This window comes from Pseudomonas sp. NPDC096950, assembly GCF_044762525.1.
Classification (GTDB): Bacteria; Pseudomonadota; Gammaproteobacteria; order Pseudomonadales; family Pseudomonadaceae; genus Aquipseudomonas.
In genome coordinates, this window is the sequence record NZ_JBIWEL010000009.1 from 161,577 (window position 1) to 177,613 (window position 16,037).

Sequence of the window (16,037 nt, forward strand, 5' to 3'; positions counted from 1 at the left end):
GAAAGCCACCCCTCACCCCAACCCTCTCCCCAGAGGGGAGAGGGGGCTGACCGAGTTGTTCTTGATAGCAACAGCGACCTGCCATTCCGAACCGAACTCAAGTGTTGAAAAGCATGGAGATCGGCTCCCTTTCCCCCTCTCCCCTTTGGGGAGAGGGTTGGGGTGAGGGGTCGATGCAACTGAAAAAATACACATCAAGCAGGCACCCCAAGACCTGCAAAAAACCAACCCAACCTGCCGCTGAGGAACACAACAACCCCATCATTCCTTCACTGGAGTAACCCCGAATGAGCGCCAACGTCGACCTGAACAACCGCCCCGACTACGACACGGTCCTGCAGGACATCGCTGACTACGTCCTCACTTTCAAAATCGAGTCCACAGAAGCACTCGACACCGCCCGCAACTGCCTGATGGACACCCTCGGCTGTGGCCTGCTGGCCCTGCGCTTTCCCGAGTGCACCAAACACCTGGGCCCTATCGTCGAGGGCACCGTCGTCCCGTTCGGCGCTCGAGTACCCGGCACCTCCTTTCGTCTCGACCCGGTCAAAGCCGCGTGGGACATCGGCTGCATCGTGCGCTGGCTCGATTACAACGACACCTGGCTCGCCGCCGAGTGGGGGCACCCGTCGGATAACCTCGGCGGGATTCTCGCGGTGGCGGATCACCTGTCGCAAAAACGCCTGGCCAATGGCGACGCGCCGCTGACCATCCGCGCGCTGCTCGAAGCGATGATCATGGCCCACGAGATTCAGGGCGTGATCGCGCTGGAAAACTCCTTCAACCGTGTAGGCCTTGATCACGTCATGCTGGTGAAAGTCGCTTCCACAGCGGTCACCGCCAAACTCATGGGCGCCAATCGCGAGCAGTTGCTGTCGGCGCTGTCCCACGCCTTTGCCGATGGCCAGGCGCTGCGCACTTATCGTCATGCGCCGAACGCCGGGTCGCGCAAATCCTGGGCTGCCGGCGATGCCTCCAGCCGTGGCGTGCGTCTGGCGGACATTGCGATGCGTGGCGAGATGGGCATCCCCGGCGTCCTGACCGCCAAGCAGTGGGGTTTCTATGACGTGTTGTTCAGCCACACCAATAACGATCTGGCGCTCAAGCCCGACGACAAACGCGCGTTCAGCTTCTCTCGCCAGTACGGCATCTACGTGATGGAAAACGTGCTGTTCAAGATCAGCTTCCCCGCCGAGTTTCACGCGCAGACCGCGTGCGAAGCTGCCGTGACCCTGCATCCTCAGGTCCGCAATCGCCTGCACGAAATCGACAAGATCGTCATCACCACCCACGAATCGGCGATCCGCATTATTTCCAAGGTCGGCCCCTTGGCGAATGCCGCCGACCGCGATCACTGCATTCAATACATGACCGCCGTGCCGCTGGCCTTCGGCAATCTGGTGGCCGAGCAATACGAAGACGACTTCCACGCCGCGCACCCGATCATCGACGTGCTGCGGGAGAAAATGGTCATCGTCGAGGAGCCGCGTTTCACCCGCGAGTATCTGGAAGCCGACAAGCGCTCCATCGCCAACGCGATCCAGGTGTTTTTCAAGGATGGCTCAAGCACCGAGAACGTGGTGGTCGAGTACCCGATCGGCCATCGCCGTCGCCGTACCGATGGCATTCCGCTGCTGGAAGACAAGTTCAAGGCCAACCTGGCGACGCGTTTCACCGGTCAGCGCAGCGCCGAGATTTTTGCGTTGTGCAAGGATCAGGCTGCGTTGGAAGCGACACCGGTTAACCGGTTTGTCGACCTGTTCGTGATCTGATCGGATAAACACAAAATCTCCTGTAGGAGCTGCCGAAGGCAGCGACCTTTTGATCTTGATTTTAAAAAGCAAAATCAAAAGATCGCAGCCTTCGGCAGGTCCTACGGGGCGATGTGTTCAGGTCTTGAGCCATTTCTCGACGGGTAATTTGGTAATGGCAAACCCCGCCAGCAACACCGCCGAGTAAATCATCAACTCCCGGCTCAGACTTTGCCCCTCGTACCACGCCCCAATCACCACCGCGAACACCGGAAAAATAATAAACACGAACGACAAAATGATCGGGCTCAACCGTTTGAGCAGCAAAAAGTAAACGATAAACCCGCCCACCGACGCCACCAGGCCCAGATAGAGCAGGGCGCCCCACGAGCGTGCGGTGATGTCGTCGAACACCGGCGTCTCAAAACTCAATCCCGCGACAAACAGCATCAATCCCGCCAGGCCGATGGGCAGCGTGTTGTAGGTAATCACGCTGATCGCACTGCCTTGTTTCTTGGTAATCACGTAACACAGCGCATGCATCAGCGCCGCCGCCAGAATCGCCAGTACACCGAAGAATTCAGCATGGTCCAGGTGCAGGCCCTGGCTGCGAATAATCATGAACAAACTGCCAAACCCGATGGCGATGCCAATCACCTGGGAGGGATAGATTTTCTCCCGCAAAAACACAGCGGAAAAAATCAGGATAAACACCGGCATGCAGCTGAACAGCAGCGCGGTCAGGCCGGATGACACGTGCATCTCGCCGTAGTTGAGCAAGTAATATGGCAGGCTGAAATACGACAGCGTGACGAACACGAAAAACCAGCGACTCTGCCGTGGAAACAGCAACGGCTCGCGACGCAGCAGGGCGAAGCTCAAGAACAGCGGAAAGGCGATCAGAAAGCGCAGGCCGGCGGCGGTCAGGGGCGGCACGCTCTCGACGGCAATCTTGATCCCCAGCCATGTCGTGCCCCAACTCAGGCAGACGATCAGGAACAAGGTGCTGGTGATCAATCCCGCCAGCCAGGGTTTTCCCGTGATGGACGGTGTGCTGATGGCAATCGACATGCTCAAGCTCCTTTGTGGGTCGGCGTAATTGACCTGATAACGGAAAGGGTCTATCCCTGATTGAACCTGTTTTCAGCACGCTATTCGGGACGGAAATGACTGTCAAAGTAAGTATTGCCACGGTGTCAATCCTGCGCGAAGGCTTGGCTCATGGGCGCGGCGTGAAGTACAAGCGCCTGGCCGAGGCGCTGGAAAAAAGCATTGGCGAGGGTTTGATCGAGCCGGGCAGCAAGTTACCGCCTCATCGACTGTTGGCGGACAGCCTCGGCGTGACCATCGGCACCATCAGTCGCGCCTATGGCGAGCTGGAGCGGGTAGGGCTGGTGGTGGCCCGTGTAGGAGACGGCACTTATGTGCGTCAGCGCGGGATGGAACGTTCGCGGGATGTCGGCTTTCGCAATGTCAGCGACGAGCCTCAGCCGTTCTTCGATATGAGTCGGAATCAGCCGATTCCGGGGCAGGAAGCGGCCTTCCTGAGTCAGAGCCTGCAAGCCTTGGCCAGTGATCCGCAGACCTTGCAGTTGCTCAGCGGCTACACGGCTGACGGCGGATTACCGCGACACCGTGCGGCGGGCGCCCATTGGCTGCGGCATCTGGACTTTGTGCCGAACGCCGAGCAGGTGATTTGCGTCAACGGCGGCCAGCACGGTTTGCTCTGCGTGTTGATGGCGCTGCTCAAGCCCGGCGACACCCTGGTGACCGAGCATTTGACCTACCCCGGTTTGATCAGCGTCGCACGCATGCTCGGGATAAAACTGATCGGCGTCGGGATGGATGACGAAGGACTGCTGCCCGATGCGCTGTCGGACGTTTGCCAACAGCATCGGGTCGCCGCGTTGTACTGCACGCCGACGATCCAGAATCCTACGGCGGCGGTGATGTCGGTCCCACGGCGCGAGGCGATCGTCGAGGTCTGTCGCCAGCACAACCTGCTGATCATCGAAGACGAAGCCCACGCCGTGCTGGCACAGCAGCGTCCCTTGCCCTTGAGCCACTTTGCCCCGGAGCGCTCGGTGTTGATCGGTAGCCTGAGCAAAGCGGTGTCGGCGGGTTTGCGCGTGGGTTATCTGCACGCACCGCAACCGTTGATCGGACGCTTGAGCGCGGCGGTGTGCGGGACGTGCTGGATGGCCAACCCGCTATCCATGGAACTGGCGACCGGGTGGATCGAAAACGGTATCGCCGAACAGTTGCTCGGGCAGCAGATCGCCGAAATCAGCCGTCGCAAGCGGTTGGTCAGCGCGGTGTTAAAAGAAGTCGGCTACAAGACGCATCCCCATAGCCCACACTTCTGGATCGAAGTGCCCGAGCCGTGGCGCGCGTCGCAAATTGCGGCGGAGCTTAAGGAGAATAATTACCTGGTGACCACCGCCGAGGCGTTTGCGGTGGGGCATGGGGCGGTGCCGCAGTTTATTCGGGCGAGTGTGTGCAATTCGGCGGGGGATGATCGGTTGTTGCTGGATGGGTTTGGGGCGTTGGTGGGGGCATTATCCGAAACCGTGTAATCGTTCTTCGCGAGCAGGCTCGCTCCCACATTGACCGCGTGTAGAGTGATAGACGCGGTTTCCTGTGGGAGCGAGCCTGCTCGCGAAGGCGGTCGGGCAGGTGCTAAAGGCCTACTTGAACCGCCGCTCAACCCCTTTCTCCACCAGGATCTTCGCCGAAATCTCTTCCACGGAAAAATGCGTGGAATTGATGTGCGGGATGTTCTCGCGGCGGAACAGATTCTCCACTTCGCGCACTTCGAATTCGCACTGGGCATAGCTCGAATAGCGGCTGTTGGGCTTGCGCTCGTTGCGAATCGCGGTGAGGCGGTCCGGGTCGATGGTCAGGCCGAACAGCTTGTGCTGGTGGGCGCGCAGGGCGGCCGGCAGGGTCAGGCGCTCCATGTCGTCTTCGGTCAGCGGATAGTTGGCGGCGCGGATGCCGAATTGCATCGCCATGTACAGGCACGTCGGCGTCTTACCACAACGCGACACGCCCACTAGGATCAGGTCGGCCTTGTCGTAATAATGCGTGCGCGCACCGTCATCGTTGTCCAGGGCGAAGTTCACCGCCTCGATCCGCTCCATGTAATTGGAGTTGGTGCCGATGGAGTGGGACTTGCCGACGGTGTAGGAAGAATGCTCGGTCAGTTCCTGTTCAAGAGGCGCCAGGAAGGTCGAGAAAATGTCGATCATGAAACCATTGGACGTTGCGAGGATCTCACGAATGTCCTGATTGACGATGGTGTCGAAGATGATCGGCCGGAAGCCGTCGGTTTCGGCGGCCTTGTTGATTTGTTGTACCATGGCCCGCGCTTTATCCACGTTGTCGATGTAGGGCCGCGTGAATTTGCTGAAGGTAATGTTTTCGAACTGCGCCAACAGGCTTTGCCCGAGGGTCTCGGCGGTAATACCCGTGCCATCGGAGATGAAGAAAGCAGATCGTTTCATTTGCACCTTGGGCCTTAAGCTAGTGAAGATTTCTGGATATGATAGACGCGATTTGTAGGCCGCCAGTTGGCCCGCATTCTCACTTATTTTCCAGGTCCAGGCCATACAGTCGGCAAAGGCTCCCCCGAGCCGCCGGCTTCTGAGCTTTTCCAACACAGTTAGTGGAGAGATCACCTTGGTAGAGTACGTAGTTTCCCTCGATAAGCTCGGCGTCCATGATGTAGAGCACGTAGGGGGCAAGAACGCATCCCTGGGCGAGATGATCAGTAACCTTGCAGGTGCCGGTGTATCGGTGCCCGGTGGCTTCGCCACGACAGCTCAGGCTTATCGTGATTTTCTGGAACTGAGCGGCCTGAACGATCAGATCCACGCCGCCCTCGACGCCCTGGACGTCGACGATGTCAACGCCCTGGCCAAGACTGGCGCCCAGATCCGCAAATGGATCATGGAAGCCGAATTCCCCGAGAAGCTCAACGCCGAGATCCGCACCGCGTTCGCCACGCTGTCGGCCGGCAACCCTGACATGGCCGTGGCCGTGCGCTCTTCCGCTACCGCCGAAGACCTGCCGGACGCTTCCTTCGCCGGTCAGCAGGAAACCTTCCTGAACATCCGTGGTGTCGAAAACGTCATTCGCGCCGCCAAAGAGGTGTTCGCTTCACTGTTCAACGACCGCGCCATTTCCTATCGCGTCCACCAGGGCTTCGACCACAAGCTGGTGGCCCTGTCGGCCGGCGTGCAGCGCATGGTCCGCTCCGAAACCGGCACCGCCGGCGTGATGTTCACCCTCGATACCGAATCCGGTTTCCGTGACGTGGTGTTCATCACCGGCGCCTACGGCCTGGGCGAAACCGTCGTACAAGGCGCGGTGAACCCGGACGAATTCTACGTCCACAAACAAACGCTTGAAGCCGGTCGTCCGGCGATCCTGCGCCGCAACCTGGGCAGCAAAGCCATCAAGATGATCTACGGCGAAGTGGCCACGGCCGGCAAGTCGGTCAAGACCATCGACGTGGACAAGGCCGATCGCGCACGCTTCTGCCTGACCGACGCTGAAGTCAGCGAGCTGGCCAAGCAAGCGATGATCATCGAGAAGCACTACAAGTGCCCGATGGACATCGAATGGGCCAAAGACGGCGACGACGGCAAGCTCTACATCGTTCAGGCCCGCCCTGAAACCGTGAAGAGCCGCACCCAGGCCAACGTCATGGAACGCTACCTGCTGAAAGAAACCGGCACCGTGCTGGTTGAAGGTCGCGCCATTGGCCAGCGCATCGGCGCCGGCAAGGTCCGCATCATCAAGGACGTGTCCGAGATGGACAAGGTCCAGCCAGGCGACGTACTGGTCTCCGACATGACCGACCCGGACTGGGAGCCGGTCATGAAGCGCGCCAGCGCCATCGTCACCAACCGTGGCGGCCGTACCTGCCACGCGGCGATCATCGCTCGCGAGCTGGGTATCCCGGCCGTGGTTGGTTGTGGCAACGCCACCCAGCTGTTGAAAGACGGCCAGGGCGTGACCGTTTCCTGCGCGGAAGGCGACACCGGCTACATCTTCGAAGGCGAACTGGGCTTCGACATCAAGAAAAACTCCGTGGACGCCATGCCTGATCTGCCGTTCAAGATCATGATGAACGTCGGCAACCCGGACCGCGCCTTCGACTTCGCGCAACTGCCGAACGCCGGTGTCGGCCTGGCCCGCCTGGAATTCATCATCAACCGCATGATCGGTGTTCACCCCAAAGCGCTGTTGAACTACGACGGCCTGCCGCAGGACATCAAGGACAGCGTCGACAAGCGCATCGCCGGTTACGACGATCCGGTCGGCTTCTATGTCGATAAGCTGGTTGAAGGCATCAGCACCCTGGCTGCAGCGTTCACCCCGAAAAAGGTCATCGTGCGTCTGTCGGATTTCAAGTCCAACGAATACGCGAACCTGATCGGCGGCAAGCTCTACGAGCCGGAAGAAGAAAACCCGATGCTGGGCTTCCGTGGCGCCTCGCGTTACATCAGCGAATCGTTCCGCGATTGCTTCGAGCTCGAATGCCGCGCCCTCAAGCGCGTGCGTAACGAGATGGGCCTGACCAACGTTGAAATCATGGTGCCGTTCGTCCGCACCCTGGGCGAAGCGAGCCAGGTGATCGACCTGCTGGCCGAAAATGGCCTGGCCCGTGGCGAGAACGGTCTGCGCATCATCATGATGTGCGAACTGCCGTCCAACGCGATCCTTGCTGAAGAGTTCCTCGAATTCTTCGACGGCTTCTCGATCGGTTCCAACGATCTGACCCAGTTGACCCTGGGCCTGGACCGTGACTCCGGGATCATCGCTCACCTGTTCGACGAGCGTAATCCGGCGGTCAAGAAGCTGCTGGCCAATGCCATCCAGGCCTGTAACAAGGCGGGCAAGTACATCGGCATTTGCGGCCAGGGTCCTTCGGACCACCCGGACCTGGCCAAATGGCTGATGGAGCAGGGCATCGAAAGCGTTTCGCTGAACCCCGATTCCGTACTGGAAACCTGGTTCTTCCTGGCTGAAGGCCAGGCAGCAGTCTGATGGTGTGAGAGAAAGGCCCGCTTCCTTGTAGGAGCTAGCCTGCTCGCGAAGGCGCACTGACATCCCACAGGGATGTTGGCTGATACACCGCTTTCGCGAGCAGGCTCGCTCCCACATTGATCGGGGCTTTTCAGTGATTCAAGTAGGGCGGGCTCCTCTGGACGCCGCCCTTTTTTGTGCAAGAGCATTATGCAAAGCAGCAGCAACCTATTTCCTGTCGCCCTGATCAGCGCCGAGCGGCGCGGTGATCTGAGCGAAGACGTGTATCGATTGAAACCCGGCAACAGCCCCGACGGCACCGTCGAGCTGGCGGTGACGCGCCTGGGTATGGCGGACGGCTCGGACGCACGCGGCGTTCCGGTGATTTTGCTGCACGGCAGTTTTTCCAATCGCCGGTTCTGGTTTTCCCCCAAGGGCCTGGGATTGGGCGCTTACCTGACGCGCCTGGGCTTCGATGTCTGGATTCCGGAAATGCGTGGTCACGGCCTGTCCCAGCGCAACCAGAACTACCGCAAGAACCGCGTTTCCGACTACGCCCGCTACGATCTGCCAGCCATCGGTGCGTTCGTGCGCGAACAAAGTGGCCAGGTTCCGCACTGGATCGGTCATTCGCTGGGCGGCATTACCCTGGCGGCAGCGCTGGGTGGTCAGTACATCGGCGAGCCGGTGGTAGCCTCGGCGGCGTTTTTTGGGACGCAGGTCAGCCGCACCTACTGGCCGCTGAAGATTCCGCCGGTGGAGTGGAGCGGGCGCTTCATTCTCAAGCGTTTTGCCCAACTGTCCGGTTCACGGCTCAAGCGCGGCCCGGAGGACGAGCCGATTGGCCTGGCCCTGGAAAGCATGCGCTGGTACGGCCTGTTCGGGCGCTTTGGCGATGCGGACAAGGACTGGTGGGCCGGATTGACCGAGGTTCAGTTGCCAGTGCTGGCGGTGAGCGCGGCCGGCGATCATCAAGACCCGGCGTGGGCATGTCGTAAACTGTTCGATCAGCTCGGCTCGGAGCACAAGCAGTTCATCAACTTGGGCCGCGAACAGGGTTTTGCCGACAATTTCGGTCATGTTGAAATGCTGGTGAGCAAAGCGGCGCAGGTCGAAGTCTGGCCGTTGGTGGCCCGCTGGCTGGCTGATCAACAGACGCCGTTGCTCGGGGAAAAGCCGGATTTGGCCACGGCCGTCTGAGCGCACTGCTCTAACAAGGGCATTTCGCTCCGGTCGGCTTGCGGCTAAGATATGACGCATTGAGCTTTTCTGGTCATTTTGCGACATCCTCGATTGTCTTCCTCTTTACAGGAGTTTCTCGATGAACCATTACGTTACGCCTGACCTGTGCGACGCCTATCCGGAGCTGGTGCAGGTGCTGGAGCCGATGTTCAGCAATTTCGGCGGCCGTGATTCCTTCGGCGGCGAAATCGTGACCATCAAGTGTTTCGAAGACAACTCGCGGGTTAAAGAGCAAGTCGAACTCAAGGGTGACGGCAAGGTGCTGGTGGTTGACGGTGGCGGTTCCCTGCGTCATGCGTTGCTGGGTGACATGCTGGCCGAGAAAGCCTCGAAAAACGGTTGGGCAGGGCTGGTCATCTACGGGTGCATTCGCGACGTCGATATCCTCGCGCAGACCGATCTGGGCGTGCAGGCCCTCGCGAGCCACCCGAGAAAGTCCGACAGGCGCGGGCTTGGCGACATTAACGTTCCGGTGACCTTCGCCGGCGTGACGTTCCATCCGGGCCATTACATTTATGCGGACAACAACGGCGTGATCATCTCGCCGAGCCCGCTGAAGATGCCTGAATAAAGCGTCGATGCGAATTTTCGTGGTAACCATGGGGTGAGGATGTTCGAGGAAGAAAACGCGCAGTGGGGGCTGGTGCATGCCCTGGTGCTGGACGGTAAAGGCGGTGCGCGTTCGATAGCCCGGACTGATCTCGATGACTTGCAGCTGCAGGCCCATGAAAGCCTGTGGCTGCATTGGGATCGCAGTCACCCGCAAACCCAGACCTGGCTGCGTAAATCCAGCGGTCTGAGTGAGTTCAGCTGCGATCTGCTGCTCGAAGAAAACACCCGTCCGCGGCTTTTACAGCTTTCCGACAGCGAACTGCTGCTATTTTTGCGTGGGGTAAACCTGAACCCTGGCGCCGAGCCAGAGGACATGGTTTCCGTGCGCATCTTTGCTTCGGCCCCGCGGGTTATTTCCCTGCGCTTGCGTCCGTTGCGCGCCACCGATGAGTTGCTGGTGCAGCTCGCCGAAGGCAAGGGCCCGAAAACCGCCTCCGAACTCATCCTTTATATGGCTCAGTACCTCACCAATAAGGTGCAGGATCTGGTCACTTGCCTCTCGGAAGTGGTCGATGAGGAAGAAGAAAAACTGGATGCCGACGAACGGTATACACCCGAGCATGGCTCCATTTTGCAGATCCGGCGCAGGGCGGCTGGACTGAAACGTTTCCTGGCCCCGCAGCGGGATATTTTCGGACAGCTGACGCGGATAAAACTGCCGTGGTTTGTCGAAGATGACGGCGATTACTGGAACGAATTGAACAACAGCCTGACCCGCTATCTCGAGGAGCTGGAATTGACCCGGGAGCGGGTGGGGCTGGTCCTGGAGGCCGAAGACCGGCGTTTGAGCGTGCGCATGAACCGCACGATGTACCGCTTCGGGATCATCACCGGGATCTTTTTGCCGATGAGTTTTCTGACCGGTCTGTTGGGCATCAATGTTGGTGGCATTCCGTTCTCGGCGAGCCCCTATGGCTTCCTGATTGCCTGCCTGATGATGGTCTCGGTGGCACTCGGGCAGTGGTGGTTATTCCGACGTTTGCGCTGGGTGTGATCGATGAGCCATGTGACCCGGGCAAATTTGATCGCGTCTTTCACTGACATTACGAGAGGTGCGTATGCACGATCCGTTTGAACAGTCTTTGCGTGACATGCTCAAGGCATCTCCGTCCACCCGGGACGACGATGCGTGCCTTGGCCGTGTCCTGAAAACCGCCAACCGCCAGGTCGGCGCCGGTGATCTGTTCAGCCTGCTGGGCCGCTGGTTGCCCGCGCTGATGATTGCCTTGAACAATGGATCGGCCCACGTCGCGCCGGTCTCCCGTCACCGTAAACCTACAGTTCGCACTGCTGATAAGGCTGATTGAATATGGAACTTGATCTCTGGACTCAGAGCCTCGTCACTGCAATGACTGCGTTGTGGACCAAGGTTGCGAATTTTATTCCGAACCTCTTCGGTGCCTTGGTTGTCCTACTGCTGGGATTTGTCGTAGCCAAGCTTCTGGACACCTTGTTGTCCAAGCTGCTCGCCAAATTGGGCCTTGATCGCCTGATGGGCGGTACCGGCCTGACCAAGTTGTTGTCCCGTGCCGGCCTTCAGGTGCCCATTTCGACCCTGATCGGCAAAATCGTCTATTGGTTTGTTTTGCTGATTTTCCTTGTGTCGGCAGCAGAATCCCTTGGACTTGAGCGGGTTTCAGCTACGCTGGATATGCTTGCGCTGTATTTGCCGAAAGTATTTGGCGCCGCGCTGGTGTTGTTGGTGGGGGTATTGCTGGCGCAACTGGCCAATGGGCTGGTGCGCGGTGCGGCAGAGGGCGTAGGGCTGGATTACGCCTCTGGCCTGGGGCGAATTGCCCAGGGCCTGGTGATTATCATCAGTTTGTCGGTTGCGATCAGCCAGTTGGAGGTCAAGACTGACCTGCTCAACCACGTGATTGTGATCGTATTGATTACCGTTGGTCTGGCGGTTGCGCTGGCCATGGGGTTGGGAAGCCGGGAAATTGCCGGTCAGATTCTTGCGGGAATCTATGTGCGTGAGTTGTATCAGGTTGGGCAACAAGTGCGTGTTGGCGAGGTCGAAGGTCAGATCGAAGAGATCGGCACGGTTAAAACCACATTGCTGACCGACGAGGGTGAGCTAGTCTCTCTCTCCAATCGGATCCTCCTGGAGCAGCATGTGAGTAGCCGCTAACCCGGCAAACCCTGCTAATGTATGCCGCCGCAAACTGCCCTGAAGGGACTGCGGCGGACATTGACCTGACTGTCGGCCCGACTTGTTTTGAATAAAGCTCAATCGCTCTCCACGCGCTACGACCCCCGCGAGCTCTCTGATGAGGAGTTGGTCGCGCGCTCGCATACCGAGCTGTTTCACGTAACACGCGCCTATGAAGAACTGATGCGGCGTTACCAACGAACATTATTTAACGTTTGTGCACGATATCTTGGGAACGATCGCGACGCAGACGATGTCTGTCAGGAAGTGATGTTGAAGGTGTTGTACGGCCTGAAGAACTTCGAGGGGAAATCGAAGTTCAAGACATGGCTCTATAGCATCACGTACAACGAGTGCATCACACAGTATCGAAAAGAACGGCGAAAGCGTCGCTTGATGGACGCTTTGAGTCTGGACCCCCTCGAGGAAGCGTCTGAAGAAAAGGCGCCGAAACCCGAGGATAAGGGTGGACTTGATCGCTGGTTGGTGTATGTGAACCCGATTGACCGTGAAATTCTGGTGCTACGATTTGTCGCAGAGCTGGAATTTCAGGAGATCGCGGACATCATGCATATGGGCTTGAGTGCGACAAAAATGCGTTACAAACGTGCTCTAGATAAATTGCGTGAGAAATTTGCGGGCGTTGCTGAAACTTAGTTCAGAGCAAATATCTCTTACGTGTAGGCAAGTTCTGTTAGACTTGCCGCCGAGTTGTCCCCCGGTTTGCGGGACTGCTTCACAATCACCAGATGGGGATTTAACGGATGAAACTGAAAAACACCTTGGGCTTTGCCATTGGTTCTCTTATTGCTGCCACTTCGTTCGGCGCTCTGGCACAAGGCCAAGGCGCAGTTGAAGGCCAGCTGTTTTACAAAAAGCAGTTCAACGACAGCGCTCGTAACTTCAAGAACAACGGCAACCTGTTCGGTGGTTCGGTTGGTTACTTCCTGACCGACGACGTTGAACTGCGTCTGGGCTACGACGAAGTGCACAACGTACGTGCAGACAACGGCCGTAACATCAAGGGCGCCAACACCGCTCTGGACGCTCTGTACCACTTCAACAACCCGGGCGACATGCTGCGTCCGTACGTTTCGGCTGGTTTCTCCGATCAAAGCATCGGTCAGAACGAATCCGGTCGTAACCGCTCCACCTTCGCCAACGTTGGCGGCGGTGCCAAGCCTGCTGCTGCTCCAGTTCCAGCACCAGCTGAAGTCTGCTCCGACAGCGCCAACGATGGCGTTTGCGACAACGTTGACAAGTGCCCGGACACCCCAGCCAACGTAACTGTTGACGCTGATGGCTGCCCAGCAGTTGCTGAAGTTGTTCGTGTTGAGCTGGACGTGAAATTCGACTTCGACAAGTCGGTAGTCAAGCCTAACAGCTACGGCGACATCAAAAACCTCGCTGATTTCATGAAACAGTACCCATCCACCACCACTACTGTTGAAGGTCACACTGACTCCGTCGGTCCTGACGCTTACAACCAGAAACTGTCCGAGCGTCGTGCAAACGCCGTTAAACAAGTTCTGACCAACCAGTACGGTGTTGAATCGTCCCGCGTTCAGTCTGTTGGCTACGGCGAATCCCGCCCAGTTGCTGACAACAAAACTGAAGCTGGTCGCGCTGTAAACCGTCGCGTAGAAGCGCAGGTTGAAGCCCAAGGTAAGTAATTATCTTGCAGCTCTGAAAAGCCCGGCTTAGGCCGGGCTTTTCTTTGCCTGCGATTTGATGAGGGGAAGTTGAATCAGGTGGGTTCAGGCTGTTTGATCGGCCGCCATCGCGGGCAAGCCACGCTCCCACAGGGAGGACGCGGCACACGCCGCAACGGCACCAATCACCAGGATCGCCGGGCTCTTGAGCTCGAAGCTGTGGGCATCGTCTTCCATGGCTGCCAGAACACTGCGACATTCCCGCTGATGCGGCAGTGAAGCGTTTTCGATCATCGCCACCGGTGTGTCCGTCGACATGCCGCCCGCCAGCAGTTGCTCGCGGATCTCACTCAGTTTCGCCACGCCCATATAAATCACCAGCGTCGTGCCACCCTGGGCCAAGGCCTGCCAGTTCAGGCTGCTGTCGTCCTGCGTATGGGCGGTGACCAGCGTCACGCCGCGTGCCACGCCGCGCAGGGTCAACGGAATATCGCATTGCGTTGCGCCGGCCAGTCCTGCGGTAATGCCATTGACCAGCTCCACCTCCACGCCACGCTCGCGCAACCATTGCGCCTCTTCGCCACCACGCCCAAAAATGCACGGATCGCCGCCCTTGAGCCGCACCACGCATTTGCCGTGGCGGGCATAACGCAGCATCAGCCGATGAATGAACGCTTGCGGCGTGGAGCGACAGCCGCCGCGCTTGCCGACCGGAATAATCCGCGCATTCGGGCAATGCTCCAGCACCGCTTCGTTGACCAGATCATCGATCAGCACCACATCCGCTTCCCTCAAGGCCCGAACAGCCTTCAGGGTTAATAATTCAGGATCGCCGGGACCCGCACCCACCAGCCAGACTTTTGCGCTCATCGAATTTTCCTCAGGGGATACGGCGGTCGGCTGCGCCAACACTCAGCCATGAAACAGCAGAAACAACAGCACCACATTCACCAGCAACGACCCCAGCGCCAACGTCCGCCAAACCTTCAGTGGCTCGCGTTCCAGCAGTGGCCTGGGTCTGACGCTCAAACTCCGGCGCTCGCCTTGCTCCAGCAGCAACAACCATTCCTCTGCCGTTTCGAAGCGTTGCAGTGGATCCACCGCGACCGCGCGCTCCAGGCTCAGTGCCAGCCATTCCGGCAGATCGGGCCGATAGCGACTGGCACTCACCGGCACGCCAAACCGCGGGCGCTGGAAGGCTTCGATTTCGCCGTAGGGATACTGCCCGGTCAGCAGGAAAAACAGGGTCACACCGACCGCATACAGATCCTGCTGCGGCGTCGGCGCTTCCCCGCGAAAGGCTTCCGGCGCGATATAGCTGGGCGTGCCGGGCAATGCACTCGGTTGGTCTTCGGACAGGCCGGGGCAGTAGGCGAGACCGAAGTCCAGCAGCCGCAACTCGCCGTCGTCCCCCAGTAGCAGGTTTTCCGGCTTGATATCGCGATGCAGGATCTGCCGCCGATGCAACATGCCCACCGCCCGCAGCAGGCGTTCGGCCAGTTCCTGCCACTGCGCCAGTGACAGCGGCCCTGTCCGGTCCTGCAATTGCGCCAGGGTCGAGCCCGAATATTCACGCATCACGTAGTACAAATGCTGACGCTGACTGGCGGCATGCACTTCAGGAAAATGCCGCCCGGCCACGCGTTTGAGAAACCATTCCTCCGACAGCAAGGCCTGCCCGGCCAGATGATCGTCGTGCAGATGCCCGGGCAAGGTTTTCAGCAGCCAAGCCTGTTGCTGTGCATCTCGCACCCGGTAAAGCAACGATTGCTGGCTCTGGGCAAGGACACCCTCGACCTGCCACCCTTCGAAGAACTGCCCCGGTTTCAGGGTGGGTGGCAACGGCCATTGCTGCAAATGGATCAACGCATCGCCGATGCTGGTTTCACCCAGGGCATCGACCCGCACCAGCAGGGCGCTGGCGTTGTCCTGGCTGCCGGCCAGGTGCGCGGCGTTAACCAAGGTTTGCGCGGCGCTCTGTAGGTCAGGTTGATCACGCAAGATCCCGGCAATCGCGGTATCGCCCAACACCGCCCAGACCCCGTCGCTGAGCAGCACGAAACGCTCATCGAGGCGCAATTCACCGTCCAGGAAATCCAGCACCAGGTGTTGATCGAGCCCCAGCGCCCGTTTCAACACATGTTGCATACCCGGCTGATCCCAGACGTGATCCTCGCTGACCCGCTGCAACTGATCGGCGTGCCAGCGATACACCCGGCAATCGCCGACATGGGCCAGGGTAAAACGCCTGCCGCGCATGACCAAAGCGCTGACCGTGGTCAGCAGCGGTTGCCCACCGCCATTGGCCTGCAGCCAGCGATTCTGCGCGGACAGCAGGCGATCCAGCGCCTGGGCCACGCCCCAGGTTTCCGGGGTGGCGTAGTAATCCAGCGCCAGCGCCTGCAAGGTCGAACGGGCAGCGAGGCCGCCATCGGCGCATTGGCTGACGCCGTCGGCGATGGCGAACAGGTAACCCTTGCTCGCCGCCAGCGCCGGGGCCGGGGTCACCAGGCGCAAGGCGTCCTGGTTTTCCTCGCGCGGGCCGATGGCGCTGGCTTCGGCGAAACTCAGTTGCAGGCTCATTGACGA

General features: G+C 59.3%; 14 protein-coding genes. 10 read left to right on the plus strand and 4 right to left on the minus strand.

Features of this window, described 5'->3' with window-relative positions:
- Window positions 1-287: 287 nt before the first annotated feature.
- Window positions 288-1,772: a 2-methylcitrate dehydratase gene (prpD, locus tag ACIQY3_RS16495; RefSeq protein WP_403021204.1), complete on the plus strand. Its 1,485-nt coding sequence runs from the start codon at window positions 288-290 to the stop codon at window positions 1,770-1,772.
- A gap of 117 nt (window positions 1,773-1,889) precedes the next feature.
- Here the strand turns inward: prpD and ACIQY3_RS16500 are convergent, their stop codons facing one another.
- Window positions 1,890-2,777 carry a DMT family transporter gene (locus ACIQY3_RS16500; RefSeq protein WP_403021312.1) on the minus strand — a complete coding sequence of 296 codons (888 nt, stop codon included), beginning with the start codon at window positions 2,775-2,777 and terminating at the stop codon, window positions 1,890-1,892.
- 140 nt (window positions 2,778-2,917) lie between these two features.
- On the opposite strand from ACIQY3_RS16500, the gene ACIQY3_RS16505 reads away from it, so the two are divergent.
- Window positions 2,918-4,327, plus strand: coding sequence for a PLP-dependent aminotransferase family protein (locus ACIQY3_RS16505; protein WP_403021206.1), 1,410 nt, complete (start codon window positions 2,918-2,920; stop codon window positions 4,325-4,327).
- 111 nt (window positions 4,328-4,438) lie between these two features.
- On the opposite strand, the gene ACIQY3_RS16510 is transcribed toward ACIQY3_RS16505, so the two are convergent.
- Entirely contained in the window at window positions 4,439-5,257 is an 819-nt protein-coding gene (locus ACIQY3_RS16510) for a pyruvate, water dikinase regulatory protein (protein ID WP_290025270.1), read from the minus strand.
- A 175-nt stretch (window positions 5,258-5,432) separates the two neighbouring features.
- Here ACIQY3_RS16510 and ppsA point away from each other — a divergent pair, with 175 nt between their 5' ends.
- From ppsA to ACIQY3_RS16550, 8 genes are all read left to right on the plus strand, one after another.
- Window positions 5,433-7,808 carry a phosphoenolpyruvate synthase gene (ppsA, locus tag ACIQY3_RS16515; protein WP_054053998.1) on the plus strand — a complete coding sequence of 792 codons (2,376 nt, stop codon included), beginning with the start codon at window positions 5,433-5,435 and terminating at the stop codon, window positions 7,806-7,808.
- Window positions 7,809-7,997: 189 nt separating this feature from the next.
- Complete coding sequence (locus ACIQY3_RS16520; protein ID WP_403021209.1) at window positions 7,998-8,987, plus strand: alpha/beta fold hydrolase; 990 nt, start codon at window positions 7,998-8,000, stop codon at window positions 8,985-8,987.
- Window positions 8,988-9,108: 121 nt separating this feature from the next.
- A complete protein-coding gene (gene rraA, locus ACIQY3_RS16525; protein ID WP_403021212.1) occupies window positions 9,109-9,600 on the plus strand; it encodes a ribonuclease E activity regulator RraA in 492 nt (163 codons plus the stop codon).
- Window positions 9,601-9,639: 39 nt separating this feature from the next.
- Window positions 9,640-10,635 (plus strand): zinc transporter ZntB, encoded by a 996-nt coding sequence (locus tag ACIQY3_RS16530; RefSeq protein WP_123403256.1) that lies wholly within the window; start codon window positions 9,640-9,642, stop codon window positions 10,633-10,635.
- Window positions 10,636-10,699: 64 nt separating this feature from the next.
- The gene (locus ACIQY3_RS16535) at window positions 10,700-10,948 is read left to right on the plus strand and encodes a hypothetical protein (RefSeq protein ID WP_008146303.1); all 249 of its coding nucleotides are present in this window, start codon (window positions 10,700-10,702) and stop codon (window positions 10,946-10,948) included.
- 2 nt (window positions 10,949-10,950) lie between these two features.
- Complete coding sequence (locus tag ACIQY3_RS16540; RefSeq protein WP_054054005.1) at window positions 10,951-11,775, plus strand: mechanosensitive ion channel family protein; 825 nt, start codon at window positions 10,951-10,953, stop codon at window positions 11,773-11,775.
- A gap of 87 nt (window positions 11,776-11,862) precedes the next feature.
- Window positions 11,863-12,453, plus strand: a complete 591-nt coding sequence (gene sigX, locus ACIQY3_RS16545) for an RNA polymerase sigma factor SigX (protein WP_054054007.1) — start codon at window positions 11,863-11,865, stop codon at window positions 12,451-12,453.
- Window positions 12,454-12,560: 107 nt separating this feature from the next.
- Window positions 12,561-13,469, plus strand: coding sequence for an OmpA family protein (locus ACIQY3_RS16550; RefSeq protein ID WP_403021216.1), 909 nt, complete (start codon window positions 12,561-12,563; stop codon window positions 13,467-13,469).
- An 84-nt stretch (window positions 13,470-13,553) separates the two neighbouring features.
- On the opposite strand, the gene cobA is transcribed toward ACIQY3_RS16550, so the two are convergent.
- Together cobA and ACIQY3_RS16560 are read right to left on the minus strand one after the other, a co-directional pair.
- Window positions 13,554-14,318: a uroporphyrinogen-III C-methyltransferase gene (gene cobA / locus ACIQY3_RS16555; protein WP_403021218.1), complete on the minus strand. Its 765-nt coding sequence runs from the start codon at window positions 14,316-14,318 to the stop codon at window positions 13,554-13,556.
- Window positions 14,319-14,360: 42 nt separating this feature from the next.
- The gene (locus tag ACIQY3_RS16560) at window positions 14,361-16,031 is read right to left on the minus strand and encodes a protein kinase (RefSeq protein WP_403021220.1); all 1,671 of its coding nucleotides are present in this window, start codon (window positions 16,029-16,031) and stop codon (window positions 14,361-14,363) included.
- Window positions 16,032-16,037 lie beyond the last annotated feature (6 nt).